The sequence below is a fragment of the Rhizobium sp. LARHSG275 genome, assembly GCF_052871115.1.
Map to the genome: position 1 here is coordinate 272,487 of NZ_JBIXJN010000006.1, position 18,081 is coordinate 290,567.

At 61.5% G+C, this 18,081-nt stretch carries 21 protein-coding genes; 2 read left to right on the plus strand and 19 right to left on the minus strand.

The window, feature by feature from the left end; all coding sequences use genetic code 11:
- Window positions 1–24: 24 nt before the first annotated feature.
- Genes ACIPSK_RS10080 through ACIPSK_RS10095 form a run of 4 tightly spaced genes read right to left on the minus strand, consistent with a single transcriptional unit; the run spans window position 25 to window position 4,043 of the window.
- Window positions 25–795, minus strand: coding sequence for an ABC transporter ATP-binding protein (locus ACIPSK_RS10080; RefSeq protein WP_162117614.1), 771 nt, complete (start codon window positions 793–795; stop codon window positions 25–27).
- A gap of 9 nt (window positions 796–804) precedes the next feature.
- Window positions 805–1,788 carry an ABC transporter substrate-binding protein gene (locus ACIPSK_RS10085; protein WP_162117615.1) on the minus strand — a complete coding sequence of 328 codons (984 nt, stop codon included), beginning with the start codon at window positions 1,786–1,788 and terminating at the stop codon, window positions 805–807.
- 40 nt (window positions 1,789–1,828) lie between these two features.
- Window positions 1,829–2,680 (minus strand): ABC transporter permease, encoded by an 852-nt coding sequence (locus ACIPSK_RS10090; protein WP_162117616.1) that lies wholly within the window; start codon window positions 2,678–2,680, stop codon window positions 1,829–1,831.
- 10 nt (window positions 2,681–2,690) lie between these two features.
- A complete protein-coding gene (locus tag ACIPSK_RS10095; RefSeq protein ID WP_162117617.1) occupies window positions 2,691–4,043 on the minus strand; it encodes an LLM class flavin-dependent oxidoreductase in 1,353 nt (450 codons plus the stop codon).
- Between the two features lie 243 nt (window positions 4,044–4,286).
- On the opposite strand from ACIPSK_RS10095, the gene ACIPSK_RS10100 reads away from it, so the two are divergent.
- A complete protein-coding gene (locus ACIPSK_RS10100; RefSeq protein ID WP_246709779.1) occupies window positions 4,287–4,481 on the plus strand; it encodes a hypothetical protein in 195 nt (64 codons plus the stop codon).
- Window positions 4,482–4,513: 32 nt separating this feature from the next.
- On the opposite strand, the gene ACIPSK_RS10105 is transcribed toward ACIPSK_RS10100, so the two are convergent.
- From ACIPSK_RS10105 to ACIPSK_RS10130, 6 genes are all read right to left on the minus strand, one after another.
- A complete protein-coding gene (locus ACIPSK_RS10105) occupies window positions 4,514–5,188 on the minus strand; it encodes a 4-carboxy-4-hydroxy-2-oxoadipate aldolase/oxaloacetate decarboxylase (RefSeq protein WP_162117618.1) in 675 nt (224 codons plus the stop codon).
- A 91-nt stretch (window positions 5,189–5,279) separates the two neighbouring features.
- On the minus strand, window positions 5,280–6,116 hold the full coding sequence (locus ACIPSK_RS10110) for an ABC transporter substrate-binding protein (protein ID WP_162117619.1): 837 nt from the start codon (window positions 6,114–6,116) through the stop codon (window positions 5,280–5,282).
- Window positions 6,117–6,147: 31 nt separating this feature from the next.
- A complete protein-coding gene (locus ACIPSK_RS10115; protein ID WP_162117620.1) occupies window positions 6,148–6,912 on the minus strand; it encodes an amino acid ABC transporter ATP-binding protein in 765 nt (254 codons plus the stop codon).
- Window positions 6,909–7,667 (minus strand): amino acid ABC transporter permease, encoded by a 759-nt coding sequence (locus tag ACIPSK_RS10120; protein ID WP_162117621.1) that lies wholly within the window; start codon window positions 7,665–7,667, stop codon window positions 6,909–6,911. Before ACIPSK_RS10120 ends, ACIPSK_RS10115 begins: the two co-directional genes overlap by 4 nt.
- Window positions 7,664–8,371 (minus strand): amino acid ABC transporter permease, encoded by a 708-nt coding sequence (locus tag ACIPSK_RS10125; RefSeq protein WP_017968717.1) that lies wholly within the window; start codon window positions 8,369–8,371, stop codon window positions 7,664–7,666. The genes ACIPSK_RS10120 and ACIPSK_RS10125 overlap by 4 nt, the downstream gene beginning before the upstream one ends.
- Window positions 8,368–9,147 (minus strand): SDR family oxidoreductase, encoded by a 780-nt coding sequence (locus tag ACIPSK_RS10130; protein ID WP_162117622.1) that lies wholly within the window; start codon window positions 9,145–9,147, stop codon window positions 8,368–8,370. Before ACIPSK_RS10130 ends, ACIPSK_RS10125 begins: the two co-directional genes overlap by 4 nt.
- A gap of 203 nt (window positions 9,148–9,350) precedes the next feature.
- On the opposite strand from ACIPSK_RS10130, the gene nac reads away from it, so the two are divergent.
- A complete protein-coding gene (gene nac / locus ACIPSK_RS10135; RefSeq protein WP_162117623.1) occupies window positions 9,351–10,310 on the plus strand; it encodes a nitrogen assimilation transcriptional regulator NAC in 960 nt (319 codons plus the stop codon).
- Window positions 10,311–10,323: 13 nt separating this feature from the next.
- Here nac and ACIPSK_RS10140 read toward each other — a convergent pair whose 3' ends face one another.
- From ACIPSK_RS10140 to iolG, 9 genes are all read right to left on the minus strand, one after another.
- Window positions 10,324–11,526 carry a pyridoxal phosphate-dependent aminotransferase gene (locus ACIPSK_RS10140; protein ID WP_162117624.1) on the minus strand — a complete coding sequence of 401 codons (1,203 nt, stop codon included), beginning with the start codon at window positions 11,524–11,526 and terminating at the stop codon, window positions 10,324–10,326.
- Window positions 11,527–11,587: 61 nt separating this feature from the next.
- On the minus strand, window positions 11,588–12,355 hold the full coding sequence (locus ACIPSK_RS10145; protein WP_162117625.1) for a 5-oxoprolinase subunit PxpA: 768 nt from the start codon (window positions 12,353–12,355) through the stop codon (window positions 11,588–11,590).
- Window positions 12,356–12,391: 36 nt separating this feature from the next.
- Window positions 12,392–13,387, minus strand: a complete 996-nt coding sequence (locus ACIPSK_RS10150; RefSeq protein ID WP_162117626.1) for a 5-oxoprolinase subunit C family protein — start codon at window positions 13,385–13,387, stop codon at window positions 12,392–12,394.
- Window positions 13,384–14,091, minus strand: a complete 708-nt coding sequence (pxpB, locus tag ACIPSK_RS10155; protein ID WP_162117627.1) for a 5-oxoprolinase subunit PxpB — start codon at window positions 14,089–14,091, stop codon at window positions 13,384–13,386. The genes ACIPSK_RS10150 and pxpB overlap by 4 nt, the downstream gene beginning before the upstream one ends.
- Entirely contained in the window at window positions 14,088–14,513 is a 426-nt protein-coding gene (locus ACIPSK_RS10160; protein ID WP_162117628.1) for an acetyl-CoA carboxylase biotin carboxyl carrier protein, read from the minus strand. The genes pxpB and ACIPSK_RS10160 overlap by 4 nt, the downstream gene beginning before the upstream one ends.
- Entirely contained in the window at window positions 14,510–15,895 is a 1,386-nt protein-coding gene (locus tag ACIPSK_RS10165; RefSeq protein ID WP_162117629.1) for an acetyl-CoA carboxylase biotin carboxylase subunit, read from the minus strand. The genes ACIPSK_RS10160 and ACIPSK_RS10165 overlap by 4 nt, the downstream gene beginning before the upstream one ends.
- Window positions 15,895–16,332 carry an acetyl-CoA carboxylase biotin carboxyl carrier protein gene (locus ACIPSK_RS10170; protein ID WP_162117630.1) on the minus strand — a complete coding sequence of 146 codons (438 nt, stop codon included), beginning with the start codon at window positions 16,330–16,332 and terminating at the stop codon, window positions 15,895–15,897. Before ACIPSK_RS10170 ends, ACIPSK_RS10165 begins: the two co-directional genes overlap by 1 nt.
- Before the next feature lie 330 nt (window positions 16,333–16,662).
- Window positions 16,663–16,950 carry a MurR/RpiR family transcriptional regulator gene (locus ACIPSK_RS10175; RefSeq protein ID WP_017968727.1) on the minus strand — a complete coding sequence of 96 codons (288 nt, stop codon included), beginning with the start codon at window positions 16,948–16,950 and terminating at the stop codon, window positions 16,663–16,665.
- 129 nt (window positions 16,951–17,079) lie between these two features.
- Window positions 17,080–18,072, minus strand: a complete 993-nt coding sequence (iolG, locus tag ACIPSK_RS10180; RefSeq protein WP_162117631.1) for an inositol 2-dehydrogenase — start codon at window positions 18,070–18,072, stop codon at window positions 17,080–17,082.
- Window positions 18,073–18,081 lie beyond the last annotated feature (9 nt).

Genomic DNA, 18,081 nt, shown 5'->3' on the forward strand with positions numbered 1-18,081 from the left:
GCGCCGCGCTGACGCTTGAAGACGTCAATGCAGTCCGAACAGGTTCAGCAACTCTTCGCGGTGTCGAACGAATTGCGGTGCGCTGCGGTCGCGAGGCCGGGGCAGATCGATTTCGATCAGACGCGGCTCGCCGCCCTTCTCCCGTGGCAGGATGAGGATCCGGTCGGCCAGGTAGATCGCCTCCTCAAGATCATGGGTGACGAGGATGGTCGTCACATCCTCATCGCGCCAGATCCGTGCGAGTTCCTGCTGCATGCCGATCTTGGTCATCGCGTCGAGCGCGCCGAGCGGTTCGTCGAGCAGCAGGATCTCGGGCTGGACGGCCAGAGCCCGGGCGATGCCGACGCGCTGGGCCATGCCGCCGGAGAGCTGCCGGGGATAGGCAGCCTCGAACTGCTGCAGGCCGACGAGCTTGACATAATGGCGCGCCCGCCCCCTCGCCTGCTCACGCGACAGGCCGCTAGTTTCCAGCCCGAAGGAGACATTGTCGAGCACATCAAGCCAGGGCAGAAGGCGCGGTTCCTGGAAGATGACGGCGCGCTCTGTGCCGACGCCTCGCACGGCCTTGCCATCGACGAGGACCTCTCCCGTGTCTGAGTCCTCAAGACCCGCCAGAACTCTGAGCAGGGTCGTCTTGCCCGAGCCGCTGGCGCCGACGATGGCGAGGCTTTCGCCGGAGCGGACGTGGAGGTTGATATCCCTGAGAACCTGCAGCGGTGTCCCGTTCAATCTGTAGGATTTGGAGAGGTGACGGATCGTCACCTCCCCGCGGCGCGTGTCCTCAGCAATGCTCATCACCATTCCTCAGTTGCTTGCCGGCTTGGCGTCGACGGTCAAGAGGATGTCCTTGGCGGCCAGTTGGCCTTGCTTCAGCTTGCCTTCGCGAACCAGGACGTCGATCCAGAACTGGATGTCGCGCTCGACCGGCAGGCCGCCGGCACGCACCCCATAGCCTCGGAAGTACTGTGCGATATCAGCGTTCTCGCCACGCTCGCTGAGCGCCTTGGCGAGGATCTTCTTGGTTTCCTCCGGATGCTCGCGGGCGTAATCGAGAGCGCGAGCCGACTGCTCGACGAAAATCTTTGCAGCTTCAGGATGCTCGCGAGCGAAATCAAGGCGCAGGACCACGAAGCCCCCGGCGATGTCGCCAAGCACGTCGGTATCGTCGAAAATCGGACGCAGGCCGCCATTCTTCAGCGCAGCCCCCTCGAAGGTCGTCTGCCAATAGCCGAAGGCGGCAATATCGACCTGCTTGGAGCGCAGCACCTGCTCGAGCTGCGGCCCGGGAACGACAAGCTGATTGGCTGCGTCTGCCGGCAGGCCGACGGAATGTAAGGCTTCGCGGATGGTGTAGTCGAGATGCGCGCCGAGCGTATTGACGGCGATGCTCTTGCCGGCAATGTCCTTGATACTTTTGATCGGGCTGTCTTCCAGCACGTAGAAGGTCGACTGGACCTCGTCATTGATGCCGTTCGAGGGATAGGCGGCGACGAAATCATTGCCGCCGATGATCGAATTCAAAACGGCTGAGGTTGCGGCGCTGCCGATCTCGACATCACCCGATGCCAGGGCGATCAGGGAGGCCGGGCCGCCCTGGGCGTAGCCGACATTTTCCAGCGTGATGCCTGTTCCGTCGAAATAGCCGAGTTCGGCAGCGAGTTCATGGGCGGCAAGACCACCCTGGCTGGCGAGATAGCGCAGCTTCACCGTGTCGGTGGCCGCGGCCGGCGTCGCAAGACCGAGAGCAATCACTGCCGGCAGGAGGAGGTTGCGAGGATGGAATGTCATGTGGCGGTGCCTTTCGGAAGAGGAAAATCGGGAAAGCAGTTCAGCGGCTCGGCTGAGACCAGCGGCAGAGACGGCGCTGCAGGAGAACGAGCAAGGCATTGGCGGCAAGCCCGAGGAAGGCGAGCAGAAGGATCGCCGCAAACATCAGCGGGATCTGAAAATTGTATTGCGCGTTCATCACCTGGAAGCCGATGCCCTTGTTGGCGCCGATCATCTCGGCGGCAATCAGCAGGAGAAGTGCCGTCGTCGCCGAAAGACGCAGGCCGACGAAGATCGCCGGCACCGACGCCGGCAGGATGACGCGGCGGAAGATGGTCAGCGGTCCGGCGCCATAGGTCCGCGCCATCTCGATGAGCTTCTTGTCCACCTCCTTGACGCCGCCGATCGTGGCGAGCAGCACCGGAAACAGTGTGGCCCAGAAGATCACGAAGATCTTCGATGTTTCGCCGAGGCCAAGGAGCAGGATGAAGACCGGGTAGAGCGCCAGCGCCGAGGTCTGGCGGAAGAGCTGCAGGATCGGATCGAGCGCCTGTTCGACCGCACGAACCTGGCCCATGAACAGGCCGAGCGGAATGCCGATCACCACGGCAAAAGCGAAAGCAGTTCCGGATCGCTGCAGACTGATGGCGATGTCATCGAGCAGCGCGCCGTTGGCAAGATTGGTCCAAAGAGCGGACAGGATCACGTTCAAGGGCGGGAAGATAGCGGGATTGACCCAGCCCCTGGTGCTCGAAATCTGCCAGAACACGAGGAAGCCGATGAGAAGGCCGTAGCGCGGCAAAAGCGATGCGAGCACCCCGCGCAGATGCGAGGTGAGAATGGAAATATGGCTTTCGCTGCTTTTCAGGCGGCCGAAACTTCTCGGAAGAACCTGGTTGATTTCGTAGGACATCGACCGCTCCTCACTCTGCTGCCTGGAGAGCTGCTTGTTCTGCAGCCCACCGATTGGTCGGGAAAGGCAGGCCGAGGTTTTCGCGAAGCGTCTTGCCCTCGTAGGCCGTCCGGAACAGGCCGCGGCGCTGCAGTTCCGGTATGACCAGATCGACGAAGTCGTCGAGCGCCGTCGGCAGCCAGGGCGGCAGAATGTTGAAGCCGTCTGCGGCTTCGTTCTCGAACCATTTCTGCAGCATATCGGCGATCTGTTCGGGTGTTCCGACGATGGTGTAGTGACCGCGGGCGGATGCGATCCACTGATAGAGCTGGCGGATGGTGAAGTTGTTTTCGTCGGCGATCTGACGGATGAGGGCCTGGCGGCTCTTCATGCCTTCCGTCGGCGGTGCGGGCGGAAGAGGCCCGTCGAGGTCATAGCCGTGCAGGTCGAGCGTGCCGCCGGTCAGGCCATTAAGGAGGCCGATCCCGTCCTCTTCGACGATGAGCGAGGTCAGACGGTCGTATTTCTCCCGCGCCTCCGCCTCGGTCCTGCCGACGAAAGCGGATACGCCGGGCATGACGAGGATATGATCGGGGTTTCGGCCGAGAGCGCGGGCGCGGGCCTTGATGTCCCGATAGAACTCCTGGGCGGTTTCGATATGCTGATGGGCGGTGAAGATGACTTCGGCCGTTGCTGCGGCCAGCCCGCGGCCGTCTTCGGATTGCCCGGCCTGGACGATGACGGGATGCCCCTGCGGTGATCGCGAGATGTTGAGCGGACCGCGCACGCTGAAATGTTCGCCGCGGTGGTCGGTCTCATGCAGCTTCGCCGGGTCGAAGAACACGCCGGATTGCTTGTCCCGGATGAAGGCGTCGTCGTCGAAGCTTTCCCAGAGTTTGCGGACGACGTCGACGTGCTCGGCGGCGCGCCGATATCGGTCGGCATGCGGAAGCTGCGTATCGCGGTTGAAGTTCTGCGCCGTCAGGTCGCCCGTCGTGGTGACGACATTCCAGCCGGCACGGCCCTCGGAGATCAGATCCAGCGAGGCGAATTTGCGGGCGGTCGTGTAAGGCTCTTCGTAGGTGGTCGAGGACGTGGCGATAAAGCCGAGATGCGTGGTGAAAGGCGCAAGGGCCGAGAACAACGTCACGGGTTCGAAGCCGGCCACGCGGGCGTTGCCGCCTTCACGCGCACCGCCAAAACCGACAGCCAGCCCGTCGGCGAGGAAATAAGCATCGAAGAGCCCGCGCTCGGCCGTCAAGGCAAGACGTTTGTGAAACTCGAAACTGGTCGCGCCGTCGGCCGGCTGGTCGGGATGCCGCCATGACGCAACATGCTGTCCGCCACCGGGAAGAAATGCCCCAAGCCTGATTTTCCGTGTCATTTCTTGTCCTCTCCGTTTGCCGTCGACAGCCTGGTCGTCCCCAGGGCCAAGAATTCAATTGGCTGTTGACTGCTAAAATACGTTCTCCATAGAATTTATAGAGAAACTGAATTTCATAGTTTTGGAAGAAGAGTGAATAGATTTCCCGGATTGGCTTGAAATCAGAAATCAACGATCGGGTGTTGTCCCCTGGGGTGTGCGAGAGGCCGCGCGCTGCCGCATCGGCCCCGGAAACGCAAAGACTTGACGGAAGACCCGATTACGGCGGCACTGTGCCATCCCTTGGATCAGATATCGGATGAGTTGATCGCGACGATGATCGCAGCGCTGGCACACCGCGACAGCTCAACCATCCTTTCGAAACGATTACGCCCGAAAGCGTTTGAACTGCCTGGTTTTGGAAACGGCGGCTGGCCGGAAAGGCCAGCCGCCGTGTAGAGTGACAGGCTGATAGCTATTGCGCTGTCGCGTCAGATGTCGACGACAAGGCCCTTGGATTTCAACACCGGTTCGAGATTGCTGACCTCGATGACCGATTTGCCCTGCTTATAGGCCGCGATATAGCCGGCCTCGGCATCTTCGCGGGCCTGCGACAGCCGGGCGACTTCCTGCGCTTCCTGGCGGCGCACGACCACCAGGCCGTCGGCATCGCCGGCGATGATGTCGCCGGGATGGATGATTTCGCCGCCGACGATGATCGTGTCGTTCACCGCGGCAATGGTTTCCTTCACCGTCCCCTTGATGCAGACGCTGAGCGAGAAGACCGGGAAACCGAGTTCCCTCAGCTGCAGCGTGTCGCGCACGCCGGTATCGGTCACCAGGCCGCCGATACCCTTTGCCAGGCAGGCATTGGCAAGCACATCGCCGAAGGAACCGGCCTCTTGGTATTCGCCCGCCGATACGACGATGATATCGCCGGGTTTTGCGTAGTTGATGGCAAGCTGCAGCATGATGTTGTCACGCGGCGCGCATTTTACCGTAAAGGCCGGACCGCACAGTTTCATGCGGTAGTCGACGGGCTTGAGGCGGGAGGAAAGGGCTCCGCGGCGTCCTTGGGCTTCGTGGATCGTCGCGGGTGAAAATTTGGAAACGGCGTCGATATCGGCTTTATCAGGCCGTTCGGCGATATCTTTAATATGGATCATGGATGCCTCCCATTTTTGGCCGACGGCGGGCGTGTCCCGCCGTCTCAATTTGTTTGGACATTGTCAGTGAATGACGCCGAAGCCGGTCGGCTTATGGGATCGGGTCGAACTTCAGCTCGGAGAGCGATACGACCTTGTCGGTACGGGTCATTTTATATTCGGTATCCGGGCCGAGCCACTTGTCCCAGATCTTGTTGATCTCGCCCGATGTGTCGAGCTTGCGAAGGATCTCGTTGATCTTGGCGGTCAGCGCTGGCTGATCCTTGGCCATGCCGATGCCGATCGGCTGGTACAGCATCGGCTCCTCGATCATCCGCATTTCCTTGCCCTTGCTCTTCGATTCATTGACGAACTTGGTCGTCGTCATGGTGTTGGCCACCATGCCGCGCGCCTTGCCCTGCTGGACGGCGAGATAGGCCGAGGCGGTATCCTGGAAGGTCAGCGGGTCGGATTTGTTGAGCTTGATCGACATCTCGGAGGTCGAACCCTTGGTCGAAGCGATGCGCTGGCCCGCATAGTCGGCCTTCTTCTTGCCGGCATCGTCGGCCGGCACGATCAGCATTTCCTTGGCGAGATAATAGGGATCGCTGAACTGGATCTGCTCGGCGCGGCTTAGAGTATAGGCAAGGTTGGCAACGGTGATGTCGACCCGGCCGAGCTTGACCTCGGGCACGCGCGCCTCGACCGAAACCGGCTTGATTTCAGCCTTGACGCCCAATTCCTTGGCGATGGCGCCGCAGAGATCGACGTCGAAACCGGCCATTTCGCGGGTCTTTGGATCGGGTGACGCGAAGGGAGGAACGTCGGCGAAAGTTGCGCAGCGCAAGGTTTTCGCCGAGATGATGTTGTCGAGCTGATCGGCTTTTGCGGGCATGGCTGCCGCCATGCCGGCAAATGCGACGGTGAGGGTTAGACACTTCCAGTTCATTGCTGTTCTCCTTTGTTTTTGGTGGTTGCTATCAATGCCTAAGATCAGCGAGGAAACGCTGCGCCCGGGGATGACTCGGATTGTTGAAGAATTGTTCGGGGGTCGTCATTTCGAGGATCTGGCCGGCATCGATGAACCAGACCCGATCGGCGACGTCGCGCGCGAAACCCATTTCGTGGGTGACGCAGAGCATGGTCATGCCTTCGGACGCCAGGCTCTTCATGACGGCCAGCACTTCGCCGACCATTTCAGGATCGAGCGCGCTGGTCGGCTCGTCGAACAGCATCACCGGCGGTTCCATGGCAAGGGCGCGGGCGATTGCCACGCGCTGCTGCTGGCCGCCCGACAACTGACCGGGATAGGCCCGCGCCTTGTCGGCAAGGCCGACCCGATCGAGAAGCTTGAGGGCCTTGTCCTCTGCAACGTCGGGCGCCACGCCTTTCACCCGGATCGGCGACATCGAGACGTTTTCGATCACTGAAAGGTGCGGAAACAGGTTGAAGTTCTGAAATACGAAGCCGATCCGGCTGCGCAGTGCATTGAGTTCCTTTGCCCGCATGGCGGCATGAATGTTTTGCCCGTCGAGCGTGATCGATCCGCTGTTGATCTCCTCTAGGCGATTGATCGTGCGGATCAGCGTCGATTTTCCCGAACCGGACGGCCCGCAGATGACCACGACTTCGCCGCGCGAGACCTGCGCATCGATGTCCTTCAGGACCGGATAGTCGCCGTAGCTCTTGCAGACCTGCGAAAGCCGGATCGTCTGCAATTCCTGTGCTGAAACTGACATGGTCATAGCTGCTCCGATATGATTTTCGATGGCGCGACCAAGGCAGCAGAGGGAAGGTTGGAAAGTCCCGCACGCCGCCGCGTGATGCTCCGCTCGAGGCGATTTGCGAAGTAGGTGAGTGTCCAGCAGATGGCGAAGTAGACGATCGCCAGGATCAGGAAGACCTGGAAAGGCTGCGTCAGGAGCTGGTTGTTGACCTGACTTGCGGCAAAGGTCAGGTCCGGCACGTTGATCACGTAGCCGAGCGTCGTGTCCTTGATCGTCGAGACGAAGGTGGAGATGATGCTCGGGATCATGTTGTAGAGTGCCTGCGGCAGGATGATGAAGCGCATCGCACCTATATAACCGTGGCCAAGCGCACGCCCCGCATCCATCTGGCCCGGTCCGAGCGCAACGATGCCGGCACGCACGACTTCGCTCAGGAACGCGCTCTGATAGACCACGAGCGTCGTCAGCATCGTCACGAAGCTCGGCACATCGGCGCCGGTCAGCAGCGGAACGAGGAAATAGCTCCACAGGATGAGCATCAAGAGCGGCACGCCCCTGGTGAAATAGACGAGTGCCGTGACCGGCCAGCGCAGCAGCGGCGACCCGGAGAGCCGCGCCAGTGCGAAGAGGATGCTGACCGGAAAGGCGAGAGCGATGCTGAGTGCAGAAAGGATCAGCGTGTTGGCGAGCCCGCCAAGCGGCCCATTCGGATATTGGCCGATCAGCAGCAGCAGCCAGTAGTCTCGGACGATGGCGATCATGTCGTGGATCATGCCCGCGCACTCCTGGCAGGATCCGTGCGCATCGAGAGATAGGCGCCGATGCTCATGATCACGAGCGAGAAGAAAAGGTAGAGAACCGTGCCGATCAGGTAGATCTCGAAGGTCCGGAAGCTGAGGTTCTCGATTTCCTTGACGGCATGCGTCAGTTCCGAGGCTCCGATGACGACGGCGAGACTGCTGTTCTTGAACAGGGAAACGCTGTGATTGATGAGCGGCGGCAGCGCGTTGCGCACGCCTTGCGGCATGATGACGAATCGCATCGCCGAGACATAACCGTGGCCGAGCGCACGGGCTGCCTGCATTTGGCCGGGGCTGACCGAGCGCACGCCCGAGCGAAGATCTTCGCTGAAATAGGCCGCCTGGCAGAGACCGAGCCCGATCACCGCGAAGATGGCCTCCGCATTATGGACGGCCAGCCATGTCGCTACTCCGCTTGGCATCAGGGTGAAAATCCCGAAGTACCACAGCATCAGCTGAACCAGGGTGGGGACGTTGCGGTGGTAGGATACGTAAGCAGCGACTAACGGATCACCGAAGCGAAAGGGCGACAAGCGCAAAGCCAGCAGCAGAAGTGCCAGCGCCATCGCCATCGACCAGGAGCCGGCATAGATGATGAAGGTCATCTCGATGCCATGCAGCAGCATGGCGGTATATTCCGGATTTCCGAGGATTGCCGAAAGGTCGAATCCGCTCACGGGTTTGGCTCCCCGGATAGATCCGGCTTCGCCGGAGGCTGGGGCTTTGCTGTCTGCAGCCCGCCCATGACCTGCAGCGTCGGCGTGATCTCCATGTGCCCAACGTTGACGGCGACGGGGGCTGCTATGGCGAAGGCAATCGCGTCGGCGATATCGGTCGCCTGCGGCAGTTCGAAGCCGTCGATGAACCGTTCCCTAATGCTGGGGTCATCGCCATGGACGTGATTGAAAATGTCAGTGGCGACCCGGCCGGGGCAGATTTCCGTGACCCTTACCCGCTTGCCGAAAGCGTCGATGCGCAACTGGTTGGACAGCATGCTCACCCCGGCCTTGGTGGCGTGATAGGATGAGTTGCCGCCGAAATTATAGGCGCCGGCGATCGACGAGATGTTGATGACATGCCCGCGGTCGCGGGCCACCATGCCGGGCACGACCATGCGGCAGAGGTGCAGGACCGCCCGGAGATTGACATCGACGAGGAGATCGATATCGCCTTCGTCGGCTTCCAGGAATTTCTTCGGCCGGTCGACGCCGGCATTGTTGACGAGAATATCGAACTCCACTCGACCCGTGAGCTCGGCCATGGCCTGACGGTCGGTCACATCGATGACGTGGGCGACGCAGCCCGTTCGCGTGGCCAGCTGCTGCAGCGCTTCGGCGCTACGGGCAACCGCATGAACCTCGATGTTCTCCCGGCGGAACCGCTCCACCACGGCTGCGCCGATACCGGAGGATGCGCCGGTCACCAGTGCGGTCTTGTAGTCGGAGAATGGCATTGTCGTTCCCTTGTTGTTGATCGAGACAGTAGCGAAGCTTAAACCCCTTGCCTAAGACCGATTATCTCTGGAGCAATAAGCAACGGTTATGGAGCCGACGCAGGTTGCTGAAGAAAAGAAAGAGCTGATGCCGGGCATCACCTCGTGGCGTCCGTGCCTCTGGCAGTCCCCGGTCCTGGCGACGACGTCGCGTTGCTAAAGCAATGCGCGTCTGCAAACATGTAAGCCGCGCAGATCAGAACGGTACCCCGATCCTCATGGACATCAGACGCCTTAAATCTTTCATCGTGATCGTCGACAGCGGCAGCATCACGCGAGCGGCGGACCTTCTGCACATCGCCCAGCCGGCCCTCAGCCAGCAGCTTGCGGCACTGGAGGAACATTTCGGCCAGAAGCTGCTGATCCGCAGCCAGCAGGGCGTCAGCATGACCGATGCGGGACATGCGGTGTATCGCCATGCGCAGATTATCCTTCGGCAGATGGAGCAGGCGCAAGCGGATGCATCGGCAGCCGGCAATTCGCTTGCCGGGCGTGTGTCCGTCGGTCTCGTGCCCTTCAGCAGTGCGGCCACGCTGTCGGTCGACCTCCTGGCGGAGACCCGCAAACGGCATCCCGGTATTCTGCTGCACCTGACCGAAAGCGTCGGCCAGACCTATAGCCAGATGATCATGAATGGCCGGCTGGAGATGGCGCTTCTCCACGGAACCGGACCGATCAAAGGTGTCCGGTTCGAACCGATCCTCAGCGAAGAGTTTTTCCTTGTCGCGCATCGGGACTTTGCGATCGAAGCGGATGCGAAACCCGTTCCGGTGAATACTCTCGACGGGATACCGCTGCTGTTGCCGCCGGCCTATAATTTCGTCCGCCGCGCGGTCGATACAGCCTTCACCCGCACCCGCACCAATTTGAAAGTCGTGGCGGAAGTCGAGATCGTCCGTACCCTGGCCCGCGCGGTGGGCAGCGGTCTCGGCGCGACGATCATGCCGAAAGCCATCGCCGACCGCATCGTATCGGAATCGAGCGAACCGCTGATCTGCCGGATCGTCTCGCCGCGGATCGAAGAAACCCTGTCGCTGTGTGTGTCCGACCAGAATCCCCTATCGGAACCGGCCCTTGCTGTCCGGGACATCCTTCTTGAGTTGACCGCACGCTTGAAAAACTGAAACGCGTTGCCAATCAGCGCATATCCCTGCAGAATTGAGCTATGCGCGCGCAGCCTTCGCCGAGTTTCTCCATGCTCGTGGCGTAGGAAATGCGAAAGAACGGGCTCATTCCGTAAGCCGCTCCTTGCACGGTCGCGACATGATGCTCGTCCACCAGCGCCATGACGAAATCGACATCGGTCTCGATCTTTCGCCCACCCCTGCTGGTATTGCCGATCAGCCCGGAAATGTTGGGATAGAGGTAGAAGGCGCCTTCTGGCCTATGGCAGCGCAACCCTTCCACTTCCGACAATCTGTCGAGGACGAAGTCGCGTCTTTCCTTGTAGATCGCCGCACGCTCCTTCAACAGATCCTGAGGACCGTCGAGCGCCGCGGTCGCCGCAGCCTGGGTCAGCGTTGCGATCCCGCCGCCATTCTGGCCGTTGACGTTGCTGATGGCGGAGATCAGCTCTTTCGGACCCGCACAAAAGCCGAGCCGCCAGCCTGTCATTGCGTAAGCCTTGGAAACGCCGTTCATCGTCAGGACGCGCTCATAGAGCCTGGGTTCGACTTCGGCGATCGTGCAGAACTGGAAGTCGTCATAGACTAGGTGTTCGTAGATATCGTCGGTCATGATCCAGACATCGGGATGACGCAGCATGACCTCGGCGATGGCAGCCATCTCCGCCCGAGAGCAAGCGGCCCCGGTCGGATTGTTCGGGAAATTGAGGAAAAGCCACTTCGTGCGCGGCGTGATCGCCGCCTCCAGATCCTCGGGACGCAGCTTGAAGCCGGTCTGCTCGTGGCAGGGGACGGCGACCGGGATGCCGCCGGCGAATTTGACGATATCCGCATAGCTGACCCAGGAGGGTGTGGGAATGATGACCTCGTCGCCCGGGTTGCAGGTTGCCAGCATGGCATTGAAGATCACCTGCTTGCCGCCGCCCGAGACGACGATCTGGCTGGCCTCATAGTCGAGATTATTGTCCCGTTTGAACTTCCTGATGATGGCGGATTTGAGCGCCGGCGTTCCGTCCATCGGAGGATATTTCGTATCGCCCGCAAGAGCAGCCGCATGAGCCGCCTCGATTGCGCGGCCCGGAGTGGGGAAATCCGGCTCGCCAGACGAGAGGCTGACGACGTTGATCCCGTTGGCGGCCAGTTCCCTGGCGCGCTGGGTCATGGCGGCGGATGCGGATATGGAGACGTTTTTCAGGCGGTCTGATGCAGCGGACATCAAGAAGGTCCTTCGATGAGGGATTGGAACGGGAGACCGCCCGCAGGCGATCGGGATTGTATCAATCGGCGAGTTCGGCGGCAGGCGCGAGGGTCGCGCCCGTGGCTTCGATCTCGCCGCGCACGATGCTGGCAAGCTCCAGGGCGCCCGGGGTGTCGCTGTGGACGAGAATGGAGCGGGCCGGCATTGCGATCACCGCTCCGTCGATCGTCTCGACGGTTCCTTCGAGCAGGAATTTCCGTACGCGTGCACGCACCGAGGCTTCGTCCTTGATGACGGCGCCGGCGAGTCCGCGCGCGACGAGTCTGCCCTCGGCGTCATAGGCCCGGTCCGCCAGGAAAAGCGCCAGCGTCCTCAAATCTGCGCGTCTGGCCGCCTGTTGGATCTCGCTGCCTGACGTCACGAAGACGACGAGGCCCGCGTCCACGGCGGCGATCGCATCCATCGTCAGGTCGGCGAGCAGAGGATCGCGATTGACCATATTGCCCATGGCCGCGTGGAAGCTGATATGGGACACCGTGACACCCTCGGCTTTGGCGATCGCCGTCAGGGCGCCGAGCTGATAGAGCATCTGCTGGCGAAGCTCATCTGCCGAAAACGCTATTTCGCGCCGGCCGAACCCCAGCCGGTCGGGCAAGCCCGGATGGGCGCCGATGCCGACGCCGTTCAGTTTCGCAAGCCGGACCATACGCCCCATGGTATCGGGGTCGCCGCCATGGAAACCGCAGGCGATGTTGGCCGACGAGACGAGTTTCATCATCGCTTCGTCGTCGCACAGCCGGTAGGGGCCAAATCCTTCGCCCATGTCGGAATTCAGATCGATCTTCATCAGCTCCTCCTTTTGACGGCCTATTGGCGACACCCATTAGGCCATCGCCTTCAAGGCGCGCTTGACCATTCGGGATGTCTGCATGACGTCGTCGATATAGCGGGCGACAGCCTGTTCCGCCGCGCGGGCCTCCGTATGCGTCGAGCGAACGAATTTCAGGCGGGTGCCGATGCGGGCTTGCCCGAGCCGCCACAGGTCACATTCGATCACGCCGGCGATCTTCGGATAGCCGCCGGCGGTGTTGGCATCGCTCATCTGCACGATCGGCTCGCCGCCGGGCGGAACCTGGATCACGCCGGGCACGACGCCGTGGGAGCGCATCTCGATGGACGCCGTCGGCGTGATGGGCTCGCCGGACAGGCGGTAGCCCGTCCGGTCGCTTCGGGAGGAAATCCTCCAGGTCCGGCTCCAGAAAGCCTCGCCGTCGCCTGCGAAAAGATCGTGCTCACCGGCAGGCAAGGCGCGGATCGGCAGCGTGCCGTCGACAGCAGCCGGGAAGACATCGCGCAGTGCCACGGCCGGTTCGACGACGGCAAGACCCGAGGTCGGCAGTATGGCGATCTCTGCATCCTTGCCGACCGCGATCCGGTCTCCCTTCGCCAGAGGCCGGCCTGAATTGCCGCCAAAGCCGCCGCGCAGCGACGTGCTTCGCGAACCCATGACAACGGGAATATCCAGCCCGCCTCCGAGCGAAATATAGGAGCGCGCCAGCCGTGGAGGCTGTTTCAGTTCGAGAACCTGTCCGGGCTCCGCGATGTAAGCGCACCAGGGAAGTAGTTCCAGTCCGTCCAGATGAGGTTTGCCGTCGGCGCCGGTCACGGCAAAGACGATGCGCCGCTCGAAGCGCAGGCTGAACGGAAAGGTCTGCACCTCTATCGCGGCGGCATTTTCATCATTGCCGACGAGAATGTTGCCGATCCGGACCGCCAGCGGATCCATTGCGCCGCTGGCCGATACGCCGATATCGCGATAGCCGGGTCGGCCGAGATCCTGCACCGTGTTGAACGGACCGCTTTCCAAGATCTCGATCATAGCTCGATCCTCGCCGGCAGGAACCGCACTGTATCTCCCGGCGCCATCACGGCGGGGCTCGGCAAGGTGGGGTCGAACATCTCAAGCGTCGCGAAGCCGATGGAATTCCAGCCGTTCGGACCTGTGAGCATGGCGACGCCGGTCTGCATGCCGCCGATGGTCACGCAGCCCTTCTGCATCTTCAGCGAGGGCACGGTCTTTCGCGGCATGTAGATGCGCGGATCGAGGCCATGTAGGTAGCCGAAACCGGGAGCGCTGCCCAAGGCGAAGACACGGTAGGTCGCTTCATGATGGATGCGGACAACTTCGCGATCGCTCAAGCCCGAGAGATCGCAAAGGGCCGCCAGATCCGTCGCATATTCGCCGCCATAATCGACAGGGATCTCGATGGTCTTGCCCTTGAGGTCGATGCTGCGGGCATTCTCCCATGCCTCCAGCAGCCGGGCGACCACCGCATCCGGATCTTCGGGCGTCTCCTTGAAGATCACCAGCAGGTTGGTCATGCCGGGAATGTTTTCGGCAAGGTCCGCCCAACCTTTCACGCTCTGGGACAGAGCCCAGATCCGCCGCTGCGCGGCGAGATCGAAGTCGCCGGGCGCCTCGAGCAGGAAAGATCTGGCGCCGATCGAGGAAACCCGCGCCTGGCTTTTGGTGGCCGGAACGATCTCGCGCTGCGATGCGTGTCTGTTCGTCGTGGCGATCATGACGGGAGCCCGATTTCGAACAGAGGATCGCCAAAGCCGACGAGCGCGCCGGGCTCGGCGAGCAGCCTGATCAAAACACCGGAACGGCCGGCGCGAAGGGGAAGCAGGATATGCCCTACCCCGACGAAGCCGACGATATCCGCATCGGATACGGAGCGCGGCAGATCTTGCGGCGCGGCGGAGGCGGCCGGGTGCTCGACACAGAAGCGGCCCGCCATCGGCGCCTTCACCACCGCCGCCGCTGAACCGGGAGCAGGAGGCGTCGCTTCCGTCGAGCCAATGCGGGCGCCACTTTCTCCAGCGACGACGATGCGAAGCTGTCCGCCCGGCCGGGAGATTTCAAGACCGTCCACGCCGGCGGCCATCAGCGCCGCAGTGAGGAGTGCGATGGTCTCCGGATCGCTGAAATCGATCGCGCTCATGCCGCCCTCCGCAGCTTCAGCCATTGTTCGAGATGGTGAATGTCAGTCTCGCCGCGCGCGAATGCGCCGTCCTCGAACAGAGTGCGCAGGAAAGGGATATTGGTGGAAATTCCCTCGACCTCAGTGCCGGCAAGCGCTTCGCGCATTCTTGCCATCGCTTCCGCCCGCGTCGGCGCATGGACGATCAGCTTTGCGATCAGCGAATCGTAATAGGGCGAGACCTTGTAGCCGGCATGAATATGCGTATCGACGCGGATGCCTGACCCCGTGGGCAGAACCAGATGGGTGACGACACCTGCCGAGGGCAGGAAGCTATCCGGGTCCTCGGCGTTGATGCGGCATTCGAAGGAATGGCCTTCGCAGGTCACATCGCCTTGGACGAGATCGAGAACGTGACCCTGAGCCACCCTTATCTGCGCCTGGACGATATCGACACCGCTCGTCATCTCGGTGACGGGATGCTCGACCTGAAGTCGCGTATTCATCTCGATGAAATAGAAAGCACCGTCCTCATAGAGGAATTCGAAGGTTCCGACACCCCGGTAGCCGATCTGAAGGCAGGCCTGCACGCAGGCCATGCCGACCGGCTGGATGATGTCGGGCACAATTCCCGCCGCCGGCGCCTCTTCCACCACTTTCTGATGGCGGCGCTGCATCGAGCAATCCCGGTGTCCGAGCCACACGGCATTGCCGTGATCGTCGCAAATGACCTGGATCTCGATGTGGCGCGGATGCCCTAAGAATTTCTCCATGTAGAGCGCGGGTGAGCCGAAGGCCTTGCGGGCCTCTTCCCGCGTCAGCGCAATTGCTTCATGCAGCAAATCGGCCTTTGGCACGACGCGCATGCCGCGTCCGCCGCCGCCGCCGGCTGCCTTGATGATGACGGGATATCCGATTTCGAGCGCTAGGCGCTCGATCGTGGCGGGGTCATCGGGCAGCGCGGTATCCGGACCGGGAACGCAGGGAACTCCGGCTGCCATCATCGCGCGCTTTGCCGATATCTTGTCGCCCATGATGGCAATCGAGGAGGTGGTCGGGCCAATGAAGACAAGGCCGGCCTTTTCGACAGCGTCGGCGAAGGCGGCGTTTTCCGATAGAAAACCGTAACCTGGATGGATGGCGCCGACACCGGCGAGACGCGCCGCCAGAAGGATGGCATCCTGATTGAGATAGCTCTTGGCAGCACTCGACGGGCCGATGCAGAGAAAGCTGTCGGCGGTGCTGCCGTAAGGCGCTTCCCTGTCCGCCTCGGAGCAGATGGCGACTGTCTTCAGGCCGAGCTCGCGGCAGGCGCGCTGAATCCGGACTGCGATCTCGCCGCGATTGGCGATGAGGACGGTATCGAAGCGGCCGCTCGGAGATTGTTCAGGCGTTTCCGGCATCAGGCAATCTCCGCCAGCAGATCGCCGGTCTCGACCTCGCCGTCGTCGATTTCGGTGAGATGGGTGATGCGCCCCGATCGCGGCGCCGCGATCGTGTTGAAGACCTTCATCGCCTCGATGATGAAAAGCGTTTGCCCCTCTTCCACCTCTTCACCGATTGCGACGAATGGCGGCTCCCCGGGTGCCGGGGTCCGGTGCAGAACGCCGAAGACCGGCGCCTTCACCGCATGGGTTTTTTCAGGCTTCGAAGGCGTATCGGCGCCGGCATTCTGGGCAAGGCTTGTCGTCGATCCCTCTTGCTCGGGCTCGGCAGCAGCCTCCTGACCCGGCGACGTGCGGAAGATCCGAACCGTCACGTCCTTCTCCGTCACGGTCAGCTCGGTAATGTTCGATCGTCCGACAAAGTCGATCAGCGTCTTGATCTTCAAGAGGTCCATATGTGTGCTCGGAATTTCAAAATTCCACCGCGCATAGCTGAAGTTTCAGATCGCCCGGCGTTGTGATTTTCGTAGCACGACGCGCCGACTGATGGGGTCAGACGAAGTTTTGATGGAGCGTGACCTGCGCCCAGCGGGGCATCTCGCCGAGCGCTTGCGAATTTCTCTCGACGGCAGCAGCGGCCGCCGGAATCCCCAGACGACTTGATTCCTTCTCGAGAAGTTACGCGTCATCGAACTGGTAGAGGCAACGGCTTCGACGGCCTCGATGCCGGGAGCCTTGTGACCTCATGCGGAACGGCCTTCGTCGAACAGGGAGCCAGACAGCCCCTAGCGATGATTCGCGGAAATCTTGCGGAGATGATCTCTTATCATCGCGCGAAACTCGCGCAATGTTCGAAACCCGATGTGCTGTGCAAGTCGGTGAACCGTCGTTTGAGAAACCTTGCAATTGCGCGCAATCACAGCGGCACTTTCGAATGCAATTATTTCCGGCCGTTCAATGACCTGCCTCGCAACTTGTTCGAGACTGTTTGGAAAGACGATCTGCCGTTTGGCGATCAGGTACTTCAATTCCTGCAGAGTCGCAGGAGGGCGATGGTCTCTATCCTGTAGCATTGCGCTTCACCTTCCAAAGGCCGTCTTCCGGCAATCTCGGTGCGACCCGGATGCGCATTGGAAGGCGGCACGTCACCCCCGGTGGCGATGCGACAGTGTGACAACATGGCCGCATCGCATCGAAGCTTGTTAATCGACCTGCACGGGCCTTCCTGTCTGCCAACTGACAGTGGCGGCCTCCGCCAGTTTCTGAGCCTGGAGGCCGTCGAGTCCGCCGGGCCTCGGTGAGCGGTTGCCGCTGTCGATCGCATCGATGAAAACATTGATCTCATTGGCGTAGGCCTGGGCGTAGCGTTCGAGGAAGAAATATTGGACGGGATCGCCGCTAACACCATGCGCATTGGAAAGCTCGACGCTGGTTGCGTGGATATTCCTCGCAGCAAGCATGCCGGCAGCTCCGTGGACTTCGATTCGCTGGTCGTAGCCATAAGTCGCCCGGCGCGAATTGGTGATGACGGCAATGCGCCCGGATGCCGTCTGCATCTGCACGGCGGCGGTATCCACATCGCCCTCGGCCCCGATCGCCTTGTCGACGAGCGAGGAGCCAAGTGCATTCACGACGATGAATTCCTCCCCGATGAGGAAGCGGGCCATGTCGAAGTCATGAATCATCATGTCGCGGAACAGACCGCCGGAGGATTTGACGTAATCGGCAGGCGGCGGCGCGGGATCCCGGCTGGTGATCGTCACGATTTCGATTTCGCCGATATCGCCGCGGCGCAGGCGCGCTTCCACACTGGCGAAATTCGGGTCAAACCGGCGATTGAAGCCGATCATCAAGGTCGACTTGTTCTTCTCGACGACGTCGAGGCAGGCATTGATGCGCTCGACCGACAGGGACACCGGCTTCTCGCAGAGGATTGCCTTGCCGGCCTTCGCGGCCGCTTCGATGAGATCGGCGTGGCTGGGGGTCGGTGTCGCAATCAGGATCGCATCGACGTTTGAGGACTTGGTGACGTCCTCCGCATCGGCAACCTCGGCGCCCGTCTGCGCGGCAAGCGCCTCTGCCGATGCCTTGAAGGCATCCGCCACATAGACGAGCTTCGCCTTCGGGTTCGCCGCAATAGTCGCGGCATGCACCTTGCCTATCCGGCCGGCGCCGATCACTCCAAACCTGATCATTGATATTTC

What these genes read in the sequence shown, in the direction of transcription:
- ACIPSK_RS10105 (WP_162117618.1), bottom strand. Translation starts at nt 5,188, where the DNA reads ATGATCCATATTAAAGATATCGCCGAACGGCCTGATAAAGCCGATATC.
- ACIPSK_RS10130 (WP_162117622.1), bottom strand. Translation starts at nt 9,147, where the DNA reads ATGCCATTCTCCGACTACAAGACCGCACTGGTGACCGGCGCATCCTCC.
- ACIPSK_RS10150 (WP_162117626.1), bottom strand. Translation starts at nt 13,387, where the DNA reads ATGATCGAGATCTTGGAAAGCGGTCCGTTCAACACGGTGCAGGATCTC.
- ACIPSK_RS10175 (WP_017968727.1), bottom strand. Translation starts at nt 16,950, where the DNA reads ATGCTACAGGATAGAGACCATCGCCCTCCTGCGACTCTGCAGGAATTG.
- ACIPSK_RS10090 (WP_162117616.1), bottom strand. Translation starts at nt 2,680, where the DNA reads ATGTCCTACGAAATCAACCAGGTTCTTCCGAGAAGTTTCGGCCGCCTG.
- ACIPSK_RS10115 (WP_162117620.1), bottom strand. Translation starts at nt 6,912, where the DNA reads ATGACCATGTCAGTTTCAGCACAGGAATTGCAGACGATCCGGCTTTCG.
- ACIPSK_RS10085 (WP_162117615.1), bottom strand. Translation starts at nt 1,788, where the DNA reads ATGACATTCCATCCTCGCAACCTCCTCCTGCCGGCAGTGATTGCTCTC.
- ACIPSK_RS10120 (WP_162117621.1), bottom strand. Translation starts at nt 7,667, where the DNA reads ATGATCCACGACATGATCGCCATCGTCCGAGACTACTGGCTGCTGCTG.
- ACIPSK_RS10160 (WP_162117628.1), bottom strand. Translation starts at nt 14,513, where the DNA reads ATGAGCGCGATCGATTTCAGCGATCCGGAGACCATCGCACTCCTCACT.
- nac (WP_162117623.1), top strand. Translation starts at nt 9,351, where the DNA reads ATGCGCGTCTGCAAACATGTAAGCCGCGCAGATCAGAACGGTACCCCG.
- iolG (WP_162117631.1), bottom strand. Translation starts at nt 18,072, where the DNA reads ATGATCAGGTTTGGAGTGATCGGCGCCGGCCGGATAGGCAAGGTGCAT.
- ACIPSK_RS10140 (WP_162117624.1), bottom strand. Translation starts at nt 11,526, where the DNA reads ATGTCCGCTGCATCAGACCGCCTGAAAAACGTCTCCATATCCGCATCC.
- ACIPSK_RS10165 (WP_162117629.1), bottom strand. Translation starts at nt 15,895, where the DNA reads ATGCCGGAAACGCCTGAACAATCTCCGAGCGGCCGCTTCGATACCGTC.
- ACIPSK_RS10145 (WP_162117625.1), bottom strand. Translation starts at nt 12,355, where the DNA reads ATGAAGATCGATCTGAATTCCGACATGGGCGAAGGATTTGGCCCCTAC.
- pxpB (WP_162117627.1), bottom strand. Translation starts at nt 14,091, where the DNA reads ATGATCGCCACGACGAACAGACACGCATCGCAGCGCGAGATCGTTCCG.
- ACIPSK_RS10110 (WP_162117619.1), bottom strand. Translation starts at nt 6,116, where the DNA reads ATGAACTGGAAGTGTCTAACCCTCACCGTCGCATTTGCCGGCATGGCG.
- ACIPSK_RS10095 (WP_162117617.1), bottom strand. Translation starts at nt 4,043, where the DNA reads ATGACACGGAAAATCAGGCTTGGGGCATTTCTTCCCGGTGGCGGACAG.
- ACIPSK_RS10080 (WP_162117614.1), bottom strand. Translation starts at nt 795, where the DNA reads ATGAGCATTGCTGAGGACACGCGCCGCGGGGAGGTGACGATCCGTCAC.
- ACIPSK_RS10170 (WP_162117630.1), bottom strand. Translation starts at nt 16,332, where the DNA reads ATGGACCTCTTGAAGATCAAGACGCTGATCGACTTTGTCGGACGATCG.